The sequence below is a fragment of the Frigoribacterium sp. Leaf415 genome (assembly GCF_001424645.1).
In the GTDB taxonomy this organism is placed as follows: Bacteria; Actinomycetota; Actinomycetes; order Actinomycetales; family Microbacteriaceae; genus Frigoribacterium.
This window is the reverse complement of sequence record NZ_LMQR01000001.1, coordinates 675,252-687,990: the sequence shown is the minus strand read 5'-3', so window position 1 is coordinate 687,990 and position 12,739 is coordinate 675,252. Positions and strand designations below refer to the sequence as shown.

The following is a 12,739-nucleotide window of genomic DNA, read 5'->3' as shown; positions in this document are numbered from 1 at the left end:
ACTGTAAACGCGTGACCGACCTCGACCCCCTGCGCGATCTCGGCATCCGTCCCGGCCCCGACGGGCCGACGCTGCGCGTCTGGTCGGCGTCGGCGTCCCGCGTCGACCTCGTGATCGACGACGCCCCGCACGACCGCGTCGTGCCGATGGTCCGCGACGAGCACGACGTGTGGAGCGCCACCGACGGCGCCCTCACCCCGGGGCGGCGGTACTGGCTGCGCGCCGACGGTCCCGCCGGGGGCGGCAACGCCTTCGACCCGTCGCTCGAGCTGCTCGACCCGTACGCACGCGGCCTCGGTCGCACCGGACGCGGCACGTGGCAGTCGACCGTCGTCGACGAGTCGTTCGACTGGGGCGGGGTGGCGAAGCCCCGCACACCGCTGGACCGGGTGGTCGTCTACGAGGCGCACGTCCGCGGCCTGACCCGGCTGGCCCCCTTCGTGCCCGAAGAGCTGCGCGGCAGCTACGCCGGCCTCGCCGCCGAGTCGACCATCGCCCACCTGACGGGCCTCGGCGTCACGGCCGTGCAGCTGCTGCCGGTGCACCAACACGTCGACGAGCAGCGCCTCGTCGCACAGGGCATCGAGAACTACTGGGGCTACAACACCCTCGGCTATTTCGCCCCGCACGCCGCCTACGCCAGCCGCGACGCGCAGCTGGCCGGCGCCTCGGCGGTCCTGCGCGAGTTCAAGGGCATGGTGCGCCTGCTGCACGAGGCCGGCATCGAGGTCTACCTCGACGTGGTCTACAACCACACGGCCGAAGAGGGCGAGGTCGGCGGCCCGGTCACGAGCCTGCGCGGTCTCGACGGTTCGGCCTACTACCGGCACGACGCCGAGGGTCGGCCGGTCGACGTGACCGGCTGCGGCAACTCGCTCGACACGAGCACGCCGGCCGCCTCGCGGCTCGTGCTCGACTCCCTGCGGTACTGGGCCGACGAGGTGCAGATCGACGGGTTCCGCTTCGACCTCGCCGCCACCCTCGGTCGCGATGCGGACCACGTCTTCGACCCCGAGCACCCGCTGCTGCGCGCGATCGTCGACGACCCGGCGCTCGAGGGCGTCAAGATGATCGCCGAGCCGTGGGACGTCGGCCTGGGCGGCTGGCAGACCGGCGCCTTCCCCGAGGGCTGGATCGAGTGGAACGACCGGTTCCGCAACCGGGCCCGCGACTTCTGGCTGACCGACATCGCGGCCGCCCGCTCGCAAGGCGCTCCCCCGTCCGGGCTCGGCAGCCTGGCCTCCAAGCTCAGCGGGTCGAGCAACATCTACGCCCACGAGCGCGGCCCGCTGTCGGGCGTGAACTTCGTCACGGCACACGACGGCTTCACCCTGCTCGACCTCGTCTCGTACGACGGCAAGCACAACCTCAGCAACGGCGAGGGCAACCGCGACGGCACCGACGACAACCGGTCGTTCAACCACGGGGTCGAGGGCGAAAGCGTCAACCCCTGGATCTCGGACGCCCGCCGCCGATCGATGCGCAACCTGCTCGCCACGCTCTTCGTCTCGGCCGGCATCCCGATGCTGACCGCCGGCGACGAACGCGGTCGCACCCAGCACGGCAACAACAACGCGTACTGCACCGACAGCGAGCTCACCTGGGTCGACTGGTCCGACGAACCCTGGCACCGGGCCCTGCACGACGACGTCGCCACGCTGACCCGGCTGCGGGCCGAGAATCCCGCCCTGCGCCCGTCGCGGTTCGGCGTCGACGGCGCCTGCACGCTCAGCGCCAACGAGATGTCGTGGCACTCGGCCTCGGGCGACGAGATGCGTCCCGACGAGTGGAACGACCCCGGCGTCCGCACCCTGCAGTACCTCGCCACCTCGACACCCGAGCACGAGGCGCCCAACACGGTGCTCGTCGTGGTGCACGGGGCCGAGACCGCCGTCCCGGTGACGCTCCCCCGGCACGACGGGGTGACGGCCTACGAGGCGCTGTGGTCGAGCGACGACCGCAGCCTGCCGCAGGCGTCGGCTCCCGGCGACGACCTGCTCGTCTCGGGGCCGACCGTGGTGGTGTTCCGCGCCACGACGGTCGAGGCCGCCCCGTGAGAACGAAGCACGCAGGAGGCGCGCGCGGCCCCGCCACGCCGGCCACCGTCGCGCTCACCGCGGCCGGCATCCCGTTCACGGCCCACACGTACGAGCACCACGACACGGCCACGAACTTCGGCGAGGAGGCCGCCGCCGAGCTCGGTCTCTCCGCGGAGCGCGTCTTCAAGACCCTCGTGGTCGACGCCGACGGCACCCTCGTGGTGGGCGTCGTCCCCGTCTCGGGTCGCCTCGACCTCAAGGCGCTCGCCGCCGCCGTCGGGGCGAAGAAGGCCTCGCTGGCCGACCCCGCCCTGGTCGAACGCCGCACGGGCTACGTCGTCGGCGGCATCAGCCCGCTCGGCCAGAGGACCGCCGCGACGACCGTCGTCGACGCGAGCGCCGCCTCCTTCGCCTCGGTCTTCGTCAGCGGCGGGAGGCGCGGGTTCGACATCGAGATCGCCCCCGACGACCTCGTGCGTGCGACCGGCGGCACCTACGCGGCGATCCGTCGCGACTGACCCGCGCCGCGCCTCCTCGGATCTGCCGCCACGCCGCCACGCGATGGACACTGCACCACGTGATGGACACCGCACCAGGCAAAAAGATGGCGCCGTGTCCACCTCCTGGCGGGAAGAGGGGCGGGGCGCTCGTCATGCCAGACGCGGCGGCAGCGGTCGCCCGCCCGGAACGGCCGTGGACTCCGGGCAAGAAGGCGCACCCCGGCGACACGAGGTCCGGTCTCGGGTCCGAAACCGGTGCGGACGGTGGCGGGCACACGGGCGGCGCGGGCTAGGGTCGGGCGCATGACCGGCAGCCCGGCCCGGATCGAGGGCACGCTCACCTCGTGGGACGACGAGCGCGGCTTCGGCTTCCTCACCCCGGTCTCGGGGCGGGGCCGCGCGTTCGTCCACATCACGGCGTTCGGCCGCGGCACGGCCCGGCCCCGGGTGGGCGACGCGTTCTCGTACGAGGTCGACCGCCACGGCGACCGGGGGCCGGCCGCCGTGCGGGTGGCCGCCGTGGGCACGCGCTGGTCCGCACCGCGGGCCCGGGCACCCCGACCCACGCGGGCCGGCGGGGTCGCCCTCGTCGTCGGGCTGGTCGTCGTGCTCGGCGTCGCCGCAGCCGTCTGGGCCCTCACCCGAGACTCGACGTCGCCCCCGCTCGGCGGCCTCGCCCCCTGGCTGATCGGCGGACTCGTCGGCGTCAACGTGCTGACGGCCCTCGTCTACGCACTCGACAAATCCGCGGCCCGGCGAGGACGGCGCCGCGTGCCGGAGCGGACGCTGCTGCTGCTCGGCCTGCTCGGCGGCTGGCCCGGGGCCCTCGTCGCGCAACAACTGCTCCGCCACAAGACGAGCAAGCGCTCGTTCCAGTTCGCCTTCTGGGCCACGGTCGCCGTGGACGTGCTCGTGGTCGCCCTCTCGCTCGCGCTCGTCCGCCAGCGCTGACCCGCGGCGAGCTCAGACCCCAGGAACTCGCCGAAACCCTCCTGCGCGCGCCGGGGTCTCGGCGAGTTCCTGGGGTCTCACGGCGTCAGACGAGCTGCTTCTCGCGGGCGAAGTGGCACGCGGCCGTGTGGTCGGCGCCGTCGCGGCCGTGCGGCAGCATCGTGGGCACCTCGTCCTCGCAGCGCGACCGCTGCGCCTCGGGCAGCATCGCGTAGAGCGGGCAGCGGCTGCGGAACCGGCAGCCGGTCTGCTTGACGGTCGGCGTCGGCGGGTCGCCCGGCAGCACGATGTGCTCGCGTGCCCGCTCCTTGACCGGGTCGGGCACCGGCACGGCCGACAGCAGCGCCTGCGTGTACGGGTGCAGCGGGTGCTCGAACACCTCGTCGACCGGGCCCGTCTCGACGGTCCGGCCGAGGTACATCACCGTGACCCGGTCGGCCACGTGCCGGATCACCGAGAGGTCGTGCGACACGAACAGGTACGACAGGTCGAGCGTCGCCTTGAGCTCGGCCAGCAGGTTCAGCACGCCGGCCTGGATCGACACGTCGAGCGCCGACACCGGCTCGTCGAGCACGATCAGCTTCGGATCGGCGGCCAGCGCCCGCGCGATCGAGATGCGTTGCCGCTGTCCGCCCGAGAACTCGTGCGGGTAGCGCGTCGCCGCGGCGGGCTCGAGCCCCACGAGGCGCATCAGCTCGGGCACCCGACGCGACACCTCGTCGCGGGGTCGACCGATCGCGAGCAACGGCTCGGCGATGATGTCGCTGACCGGCTGGCGGGGGTCGAGGCTGGCCATCGGGTCCTGGAAGACCATCGAGACAGCGCCCCGCAGCCGCTTCACCGTGGACCCGTCGAGCTTGCGGTCGAGGGCCGTGCCCAGCAGTTCGATGGTGCCGGCCTCGGGCACGCGGAGGTCCATGATCTCGTGCAGCGTCGTGCTCTTGCCCGAGCCGGACTCGCCGACGAGCCCGAGCGTCTCGCCCTCGCGCACGTCGAGGTCGACCCCGTCGACCGCCCACACGCTGCCGACCCGGCGCTTGAACACCGACCCCTTCGTCAGCGGGAACGTCTTGACCAGTCCGTCGACGTGCAGCACCCGGTCCCTCGACGCCCGCGGCACGGACGCCAGCTCCGAGGTGGGAGCGGGCGGCAGGTCGTAGACGTCCTCGGGGTCGGTGCCCTCACCCACGAGCTGGTCCGCGTGCAGGCAGGCGGCCCGGTGGCCGGCCTCGACCGCGGGAGCCTGCTCGAGCGCGGGCTCGTCGACGCGGCACTCGGCCGTCACGAGCGGGCACCGGGCCGCGAACGGGCAGCCCGGGGCCAGCGACAGCAGCGACGGCGGCGTCCCGGGGATCGGCACCAGCGGCTGGTCCGACCGCTGGTCGAGCCGCGGTAGCGCCCCGATCAGTCCGACCGTGTACGGCATGCGCGGGTGGGCGAACAGGTCGTCGGCCGTCGCCGTCTCGACGACGCGGCCGGCGTACATCACGGCGATCCGGTCGGCGAAGCCGGCGATGACGCCCAGGTCGTGGCTGACGAACAGCAGCGCGGCCCCGGTCTCGCGCTGCGCCGTGCGCAGCACCGAGATGACCTGCGCCTGGATCGTCACGTCGAGGGCCGTGGTCGGCTCGTCGGCGAGGATCACGTCGGGGTCGTTGGCGATCGCCATGGCGATCATCGCGCGCTGCCGCATGCCGCCCGAGAACTCGTGCGGGAACGAGTCGACGCGACGCTCGGGCTCGGGGATGCCGACGAGCCCCAGCAGCTCGATCGCCCGTTCGCGCGCCTGCTTCTTCGTGCCGCCGCGGTGGATCAGCACGGTCTCGGCGATCTGCTGACCCACCGTGTAGACCGGCGTGAAGGCCGACAGAGGGTCCTGGAAGACCATGGCGATCCGTTTGCCGCGGATCGCCGACATCGCCTTGTCGCCGCGACCGATCAGCTCTTCGCCGTCGAGGGTGATCGAGCCCGTCACCTTGGCCGTCGCGGGCAGCAGACCGAGCACGGCGAGGCTCGTGACCGACTTGCCCGAGCCCGACTCGCCGACGATGCCGAGCACCTCGCCGCGGCGGAGCGTCAGGTCGACGCCCCGCACGGCACGCACGTCGCCGTCCGGGGTCGGGAAGGTCACGGTGAGGTCGTGCACCTCGAGCACAGGAGCCGAGGAGGCGCGGGTGCGGTCGACCGGTTCGGTGAGCGTCATGCGCGCTCCCCCTTCTCGTCGTTCGTGCGGGTCGGTGCCGGGGAGCCGACGTCGGCCCCGGGGGCGCGGCTCGCCGCCTCGGAGACGCCGCCGGTGCGTCCGAGCGGCGCCGCGCCTCCTCGGCTCTCGGCCGTCCGGCCGCGGGTGCGACGGCGACGGCCGGTGCGCCCGGCGGTCGAGGTCGGGTCGAGTGCGTCGCGCAGGCCGTCCCCGAGCAGGTTGCTCGCGAGGGCGAACACGATCAGTGCGCCGGCCGCGAAGAAGAACAGCCACGGCTTGGTGGTCGCCGCGCTCTGGTTCTGGGCGATCAGCGTGCCGAGCGACACGTCGGGCGGCTGCACGCCGAAGCCGAAGTAGGACAGCCCCGACTCGGTGAGCACGGCCGCGCCGATCGCGATGGTGGCGTCGATCACGAGGAACGACGCGACGTTCGGCAGGATGTGCCGGACGATGATCGTGAAGTGGCCGATGCCCATGTAGCGGGCGGCGCGGATGAACTCCCTCTCCTTGATGCTGAGGGTGAGCGAGCGCACCACGCGGGCCGTGATCATCCAGCCGAACAGGGCGAGCAGGGCCACGAGGATCAACCAGCCGTACTGCTTGAGGCGCGGCGAGAGGATCGCGATGATAAGGAACGACGGCAGCACGAGCAGCAGGTCGACGAAGACCATCACGGCCCGGTCGATCCAGCCGCCGAAGTAGCCCGCCATCGCGCCGAGCATGCCGGCGATCACCGTCGAGAACAGGGCGACGAGCAGACCGATCAGCAGCGACTTCTGCAGGCCACGGGCGGTCTGGGCGAAGACGTCCTGACCGATGTTGTTCGTGCCGAACCAGTGCGCGCCGCTCGGTGGCGACGACAGGGCCGTGTAGTCGATGTAGTTGTAGGCGTACGGCGAGACCACCGGGCCGACGAACGCGAAGACGAAGAGCAGCACGATCGTCACGAGGCCGACGGTGGCGCCGCGGTTCGCGAAGAGGCGCCGGAAGGTCAGCGCGAAGCGGTTCGGCGACGTCGCCGCGACCTCTTCTCGCGACTCGGGCGCGACCGCGTCGGACGGCCCTTCGAGCAGGTCGGGTGTGAACCGGGTCATGGGGCGGCCCTACTTCTGCGCTCGGACGCGCGGGTCGAGCACCGCGTTGAGCACGTCCGACACGAAGCCGGCGAGCAGCACGACGACGGCGCTGTAGAGGGTGTACGTGACGACCACGTTGACGTCGTTGGCCTGCACGGCGTCGATGAACCATGCGCCGAGGCCGTTCCAGGCGAAGATCTTCTCGGTGAAGGTGGCCCCGGTCAGCACGCCGAGGAACGCGAAGGCGAACAGCGTCGTCATCGGGATCAACGCCGTGCGCAGCCCGTGCTTGAAGATCGCGGGGCGGCGACGGAGCCCTTTCGCGCGGGCGGTGCGGATGTAGTCGGCCTGCAGCACGTCGAGCATCGTCGCCCGCTGGTACCGGCTGTAGACGGCGATGAGGCCGATGCCGATCGAGATGGTGGGCAGCAGCAGGTGGGCGATGCGGTCCCACGCGATCGTGCCGAACCCGCCGGTCAGGTTGGGGGTCGCCTCGCCGGTGAAGGTGATCAGCTGGTAGCCCAGGACGTCGTTGAGCTTCGTCGCCCCGATCTTGAGCAGCACGGCGGTGAGGAACACCGGCGTCGAGATCAAGACGAACGACAGCACCGACGACACCCGGTCCGAGAACTTGTACTGCCTGATGGCGTTCCACGTGCCGACCACGACCGCGAGCACGATGCCGAGGATCGACCCCACCAGCAGGAGGCGCAGGCTGACCCCCAGCTTCGGCCCGAATTCCGCCGCGACCGGCTTGTCCTGGATGGTCTGCCCGAGATCGCCGGTGACCGCTCCGCCGAGCCAATGGACGTAGCGCTCGCCGAGAGGGTCCTTGTCGTTGACCCCGATCGAGGTGAGCTTCGCGTCGACGACCTCGGAGGACGGACGCGGGTTGCGGTCGGCGTAGACGGAGCGCGGGTTGAGGGTCGCCGAGGCGAGGAAGTAGGTGAGCGACGTCGCGATGAAGACCAGGGCGACGTAGTACACCAGCCGGCGGGCGAGGAATCGGGCCATGGAGATCGACACTAGACGTACCCCGAGCCGCGACCAGCTGGCTAGGTTTCGAGCGTGTAACAAATTCACATGAAAGTTTGCGTGGATTCAAGGCGTCCGTACATTTGGGCTCACGCGGTCAGCTCTCGGGAGGCGTCGCCATCCGCGCCCTCACGGGTCGACAGCGACGCAAATCGGGGTTTGATCAGCACTTTTCACCACCCTTCAGTTCGGAGTGCCATGAAGATCACGAAGAAGATCGGCCTCGCGGCCGGCCTCGTCAGCATCGCTCTCGTCGTCACGGCGTGCAGCGGCGGCGGCGGCAACGACGGCGACGGAGCCGCGAAGAACGGCCAGTTGTCCCCCGACGGCGACATCAACGCCACCGCGGCAGCCGACGTCGAGCAGGGCGGCACGCTGACGCTGCCCCTCAGCCAGCTGCCCTCGCAGTGGAACTACGGCCAGCTCGACGGCGCCCTGGCCGACGCCTCGCTGATCGAGAGCGCCGTGCTGCCCCAACCGTTCCGCATCGACGAGAAGGGCGTCGCGCAGATCGACGAGAACCTCGTCACGAGCGCCGAGGCCACCAGTGAGGACCCGCTGGTCGTGACCTACGACATCAACCCCGACGCGGTGTGGAGCGACGGCACCCCGATCACGGTCGCCGACTTCCAGGCCTGGAAGACCGCACTCGACGGCTCGAACCCCGAGTACCTGGTGGGCAGCACGCTCGGCCCCGACCGCATGGCCTCCGTCGAGGCGGGCTCGAGCGACAAGCAGGTCGTCGTGACCTACGCCGAGCCCTTCTCGGACTGGAAGAGCATGTTCGCCCCGCTCTACCCGGCCAGCCTCTACAACGACCCGAACGCCTTCAACACGGCCTACGTCGACACCCTCCCGGTCTCGGGTGGCCCCTACAAGGTCCAGAAGATCGACACGACCGCCCAGACCGTGACGATCGTGCCCAACGAGGCCTGGTGGGGCGACGCACCGAAGCTGGACTCCGTGGTCTTCCGCGCTCTCGACAGCGACGCCGACGTCGACGCCTACCTGAACGGCGAGATCGACTTCGTCACGGGCAACTCGTCGGAGCGCTACGACCGCCTCAAGGACGCGAAGAACACCGACATCCGGGCGGCACCCTCGGCTCGGTACACCCACGTCGACTTCAGCACCAAGGGCATCCTCGCCGACGAGAAGATCCGTCAGGCGATCCAGCACGCGGTCGACCGTGAGGCGCTCGGCAAGGTCATCACGGGCACCCTGCCCTACGAGCTGACCACGCTGAACAACCACCTCTTCCTCAGCACCGACGGCGCGTACCAGGACAACGCGAAGGAGGCCGGGAACTACGACGTCGACGAGGCGAAGAAGATCCTGGCCGACGACGGGTGGGAGCTGAACGGCGACGTGCTCGAGAAGGACGGGAAGCAGCTCGAGATCGCCGTGACGATCCCGTCCGGCACGCCCATCTCGCAGCAGCTGTCCGAGGTCATGCAGAGCCAGCTCGCCGCGGTCGGCATCAAGCTGACGATCAACGCCGTCAGCGTCGACTCGTTCTTCGAGGACAACGTGACCCCGGGCAACTACGACATGACGATCTTCGTCTGGGCCGGCACCGGCTACCAGGCGTCCGGCGTCAGCATCTACAACTCGGACGAGCAGGGTCAGAACTACGGTCGTGTCTCGAGCCCCGAGATCGACGACCTGCTCAGCCAGGCCGTCGCCGAGGGTGACCCCGAGAAGGCCGCCGACCTGTACAACCAGGCCGACGAGAAGATCTGGGAGATCGGGCACTCGATGCCGATCATCCAGGCGCCGTACATCTCGTTCCAGAGCCCGAAGCTCGCGAACTTCGGCGCCCGCGCCGGTGCGAGCGACGTGGACTGGACGGTCGTCGGCTTCACGAAGTAGGAGCACCGCCCGAGGCCCGTCCGGCCCCTCGCTCAGCGCGGGGCCGGGCGGGCCTTCCGCGTCCGCGCCCGCCGACGCTGCGCCTCCACCAGGCCGGTGGCCAGGGAGTAGCCCGCGTAGCCGAGCAGCGCGATCGCCAACAGCGGCACGATCCACGACCGGGCGTCGCCGTTCACGACCTGGTTGACGAACCCGAGCCACGGCACCGAGTACCACAGCGTGCCGCGCACCTGCTCGGGCAGCACGGCGGCCTCGTCGGGCTCGGAGTTGTTGTCGCCCTTGGTCACGAACGCGGTGCCGCCGTCCGACGACGACACGATCTCGATCACCCGGTGACTGATCACCTCGGGCCGGCCGCTCTCGATCTGGTAGGTCACGACGTCGCCGATCCGGATCTCGTCGGCCGGGGTCGGCTTCACCACGATGAGGGTGCCCGGGGGCAGCCGCGGCTCCATCGAACTGGTCAGCACGGTCAGCGGGGTGGCCCCCGCGGCCTTCGGCACGACGATCAGCACCGTCGCGAGCCCGAGCACGAGGACGAACAGCCCCGCACTGAGGCCGAGGCCGAGCGCGTGCAGCAGGCCCTTCTCCCGCACGGCGGCGCGGCGGCCGCTCACGGCTGCTCCCCCACGGTCTCGTCGTCGTCCGGGCGGCGGCGTCCGACCGCCACGAACGCGCCCGCCAGCACGGCGATCGCGGCGATGAGCAGCGGCAGCCAGCTGCCGCGCAACGGCACGGGCACGAAGTCGTCGAGCACGTCGAGGGCGTGGACGGGCAGCTCGGTGTCCGTGCCCGACGCGTCGGTGGTCCCGCCCGAGGAGTCGTCGCCGACGGAGGACGCCGCCCCGCCGGCCTCACCAGCCGAGGAGGCGCGGGTCGTCACCGCCTCGATCGTCGCGCTCGAGACGCGGTCGCCCCCCGCGCCTCCTGCGCTCGTGTCCGCATTCGCCTCCGTGTCCGCGCCCGCGTCCGCCGCACCGGCGGTCCCGGCCGACGCGCACCCCGCCGGCACGGCCGCCCCGGCCAGCCCGGTGAGCGTGACGAGCACGCCGAAGTCGAGGGTCTGGTCGCCGGTGCCGTCGGCAGCGGAACCGTCGAGGGCGACCGAGACGGTGACCGGCACCTCCTGCCCCGCGGCGAGCCGGACGGGCGCGAGCACGGGGGTGCAGCCGTCACCGGCCAGGGTGACAGGCGGCAGGTCGCCGACGTCGAGGTCGGAGTGCGAGCTGACCGTGACCGCCTCGGCGAAGGCGGGCGACGAGGTCGTGAGGTCGACGAGGCGGGCGCTGAGCGCGGCCGGCTCGCTCGAGAGGTTCTTCACCCAGAAGGTGCCCGTCGTACTCGCCCCGGGGACGAGCCGCAGGTCGTCGCCGAACAGCGCCGAGTCGAGGCGGCCCTGCCAGTGCTCGCCGTCGCCGCTGACCATCAGGCGGGGTGCGGCGGCGGCCGTGGCGGGAGCCGCGGCCGACAGGACGCCGGCGGTGGCGACGAGCACCGCGACGGTGGCGACGACGACGACCGCGACCGCCCGGCCGCCGGTCACCCGCACTGGATGTTCCTCGTCCCGTACTGGTCGTAGACCACCTTGAGCGTGCCCACGGCCATGAGGTCGGTCGGCTGGCCGTCGACCATCACTCGGATGTCGACGCTGATCAGGCCGTCGCCGAAGGGGTCCTTCGGCACGTTGTCGCGGGTGAACGCGAAGTGCGGGTAGTCGCCGGTCTGCTCGTTGTTCGAGACCCGGGTGCTGCCGACGTAGGTCGCGTAGCGGGTCGCGGTCGCGCGGGTCGAGGGGTCGAAGTCGAGCCACGCGTAGGCCTCGCCGTCGGTGCGGCAGACCGCGGTCTGCGCGGGGACGATCGTGTTGTTCTGCACGATGCGGCGGTCCTGCGGGGTCGCGGTCCACGATCCGGCGGCCAGCGACACGGTGAGGACCGGGTTGACGCGTCCGGTGGGCGACGAGGTCGCGATCGAGGTGCGGAGACACCAGGTCGCGCTGGCCTTGCTCGCGAGCGTGCCCGACAGGTTCGGCACGGCCGACCAGGTGCCGCTGACGCTCCCCGAGCCGACGGCCGCCGTCGAGGTGCAAGCGGACGCCGCGGACACCGGCCAGCCGACGACGGCGATCGACGCGGCGAGGTCGGCGGAGCTGCCCGAGCTCAGGCTGCCGCGCGTCGAGTACGTGGCCGCGACCGTGCCCGAGTTCGTGAAGGTCCACGGCGCCGTGAGCGACCGGGTCGATCCGGAGTAGTCGGCCTGCAGACCGTCGACGGTTCCGGCCGTGAGCCCGACGGCGCCGGTCGCGACCTTCTCGGTGAGGGTGGCGGACGCCGTCCAGAGCGCCGAGGCCGCCCCTCCGGAGGCCAGCGCGACGCCGACGATCACGCCGACGACGACGACGGCCAGGGCCGATCGCACACCGGACCGGGGCCGTGGGCCCGTCACGACGCGGCGCCCGGTCACGGGGCCACCTGCGTCCCGGTCAGGACGAGCCCGATCGACGAGGTCTGGTTCTGCAGGGTCGCGGGGACGTCCGAGTCGAGGGTGACGACGACGCACCCGGTCGCGGTGGCACCGGCCGGCAGCGTGAAGTAGCCGCTGCCGGTGTCGAACGCCGAGGGTCGAGCGGAGTACCCGCCGACGCCGGCGACGCAGTCCGCCGACTTCGTGACGGCCGCGAGCTTCACGGTCAGCTCACCGGGCAGGGCGGTCGCCGATGCCGTGGTGGTCCCCGCCGCGACCCGCATGGACAGGCCGACCGACCCCGTGTTGGTCGCGGTGAACGTGCCCGCGGTCGCGCCGCCGGGGCCGAGGGCGGACGTGTCGAGTGCCTTGACGCTGCCGACCGAGAGTCCCGCCGTGCCCGACGCGACCGTGACGGCCGTGGGGGCGACCGCGGAGTTCCACAGCGCGTACGTCCCGCCGGTCGCCACGAGCCCGACGGCGACCGCCCCGGCCACGACGGCCGTCCCCGCCCAGAGCGAGCGCAGCGGACGACGGGACGAGGAGGCGCGCTCGGGAGAGCGATGACGCGCGCGTCCGCCGGGCTGTCCGGTCAACGTC

General features: G+C 71.8%; 11 protein-coding genes. 4 read left to right on the top strand and 7 right to left on the bottom strand.

The genetic code is table 11. From position 1 onward, the window contains the following. Positions 1 to 11: 11 nt before the first annotated feature. The 3 genes from glgX to ASG28_RS03200 all read left to right on the top strand — a co-directional run bounded on the left by glgX (position 12) and on the right by ASG28_RS03200 (position 3,490). The gene (glgX, locus tag ASG28_RS03210; protein ID WP_055971944.1) at positions 12 to 2,057 is read left to right on the top strand and encodes a glycogen debranching protein GlgX; all 2,046 of its coding nucleotides are present in this window, start codon (positions 12 to 14) and stop codon (positions 2,055 to 2,057) included. Continuing rightward, on the top strand, positions 2,054 to 2,557 hold the full coding sequence (ybaK, locus tag ASG28_RS03205) for a Cys-tRNA(Pro) deacylase (RefSeq protein ID WP_055971941.1): 504 nt from the start codon (positions 2,054 to 2,056) through the stop codon (positions 2,555 to 2,557). The genes glgX and ybaK overlap by 4 nt, the downstream gene beginning before the upstream one ends. A gap of 285 nt (positions 2,558 to 2,842) precedes the next feature. Beyond that, a complete protein-coding gene (locus ASG28_RS03200; RefSeq protein ID WP_055971938.1) occupies positions 2,843 to 3,490 on the top strand; it encodes a DUF1294 domain-containing protein in 648 nt (215 codons plus the stop codon). 85 nt (positions 3,491 to 3,575) lie between these two features. On the opposite strand, the gene ASG28_RS03195 is transcribed toward ASG28_RS03200, so the two are convergent. The 3 genes from ASG28_RS03195 to ASG28_RS03185 are packed head-to-tail and all read right to left on the bottom strand — an operon-like array spanning position 3,576 to position 7,783. Next, a complete protein-coding gene (locus tag ASG28_RS03195; RefSeq protein WP_055971935.1) occupies positions 3,576 to 5,693 on the bottom strand; it encodes an ABC transporter ATP-binding protein in 2,118 nt (705 codons plus the stop codon). Beyond that, a complete protein-coding gene (locus tag ASG28_RS03190) occupies positions 5,690 to 6,787 on the bottom strand; it encodes an ABC transporter permease (protein ID WP_082454306.1) in 1,098 nt (365 codons plus the stop codon). The genes ASG28_RS03195 and ASG28_RS03190 overlap by 4 nt, the downstream gene beginning before the upstream one ends. 9 nt (positions 6,788 to 6,796) lie before the next feature. Beyond that, positions 6,797 to 7,783 carry an ABC transporter permease gene (locus tag ASG28_RS03185; protein WP_055976798.1) on the bottom strand — a complete coding sequence of 329 codons (987 nt, stop codon included), beginning with the start codon at positions 7,781 to 7,783 and terminating at the stop codon, positions 6,797 to 6,799. Between the two features lie 219 nt (positions 7,784 to 8,002). Here ASG28_RS03185 and ASG28_RS03180 point away from each other — a divergent pair, with 219 nt between their 5' ends. Next, a complete protein-coding gene (locus ASG28_RS03180) occupies positions 8,003 to 9,676 on the top strand; it encodes an ABC transporter family substrate-binding protein (RefSeq protein ID WP_055971932.1) in 1,674 nt (557 codons plus the stop codon). Between the two features lie 32 nt (positions 9,677 to 9,708). Here the strand turns inward: ASG28_RS03180 and ASG28_RS03175 are convergent, their stop codons facing one another. Genes ASG28_RS03175 through ASG28_RS03160 form a run of 4 tightly spaced genes read right to left on the bottom strand, consistent with a single transcriptional unit; the run spans position 9,709 to position 12,735 of the window. Further along, positions 9,709 to 10,293, bottom strand: a complete 585-nt coding sequence (locus tag ASG28_RS03175) for a signal peptidase I (RefSeq protein ID WP_055971930.1) — start codon at positions 10,291 to 10,293, stop codon at positions 9,709 to 9,711. Next, a complete protein-coding gene (locus tag ASG28_RS03170) occupies positions 10,290 to 11,219 on the bottom strand; it encodes a hypothetical protein (protein ID WP_157485627.1) in 930 nt (309 codons plus the stop codon). The genes ASG28_RS03175 and ASG28_RS03170 overlap by 4 nt, the downstream gene beginning before the upstream one ends. Continuing rightward, entirely contained in the window at positions 11,216 to 12,139 is a 924-nt protein-coding gene (locus tag ASG28_RS03165; RefSeq protein ID WP_157485626.1) for a hypothetical protein, read from the bottom strand. Before ASG28_RS03165 ends, ASG28_RS03170 begins: the two co-directional genes overlap by 4 nt. Further along, complete coding sequence (locus ASG28_RS03160) at positions 12,136 to 12,735, bottom strand: TasA family protein (protein WP_157485625.1); 600 nt, start codon at positions 12,733 to 12,735, stop codon at positions 12,136 to 12,138. The genes ASG28_RS03165 and ASG28_RS03160 overlap by 4 nt, the downstream gene beginning before the upstream one ends. Between the last annotated feature and the right edge of the window lie 4 nt (positions 12,736 to 12,739).

Bases quoted from the DNA above. Each gene is read 5' to 3' on its own strand.
- ASG28_RS03180 (WP_055971932.1), top strand. From the start codon at position 8,003: ATGAAGATCACGAAGAAGATCGGCCTCGCGGCCGGCCTCGTCAGCATC.
- ASG28_RS03195 (WP_055971935.1), bottom strand. From the start codon at position 5,693: ATGACGCTCACCGAACCGGTCGACCGCACCCGCGCCTCCTCGGCTCCT.
- ASG28_RS03190 (WP_082454306.1), bottom strand. From the start codon at position 6,787: ATGACCCGGTTCACACCCGACCTGCTCGAAGGGCCGTCCGACGCGGTC.
- ASG28_RS03185 (WP_055976798.1), bottom strand. From the start codon at position 7,783: ATGGCCCGATTCCTCGCCCGCCGGCTGGTGTACTACGTCGCCCTGGTC.
- ASG28_RS03200 (WP_055971938.1), top strand. From the start codon at position 2,843: ATGACCGGCAGCCCGGCCCGGATCGAGGGCACGCTCACCTCGTGGGAC.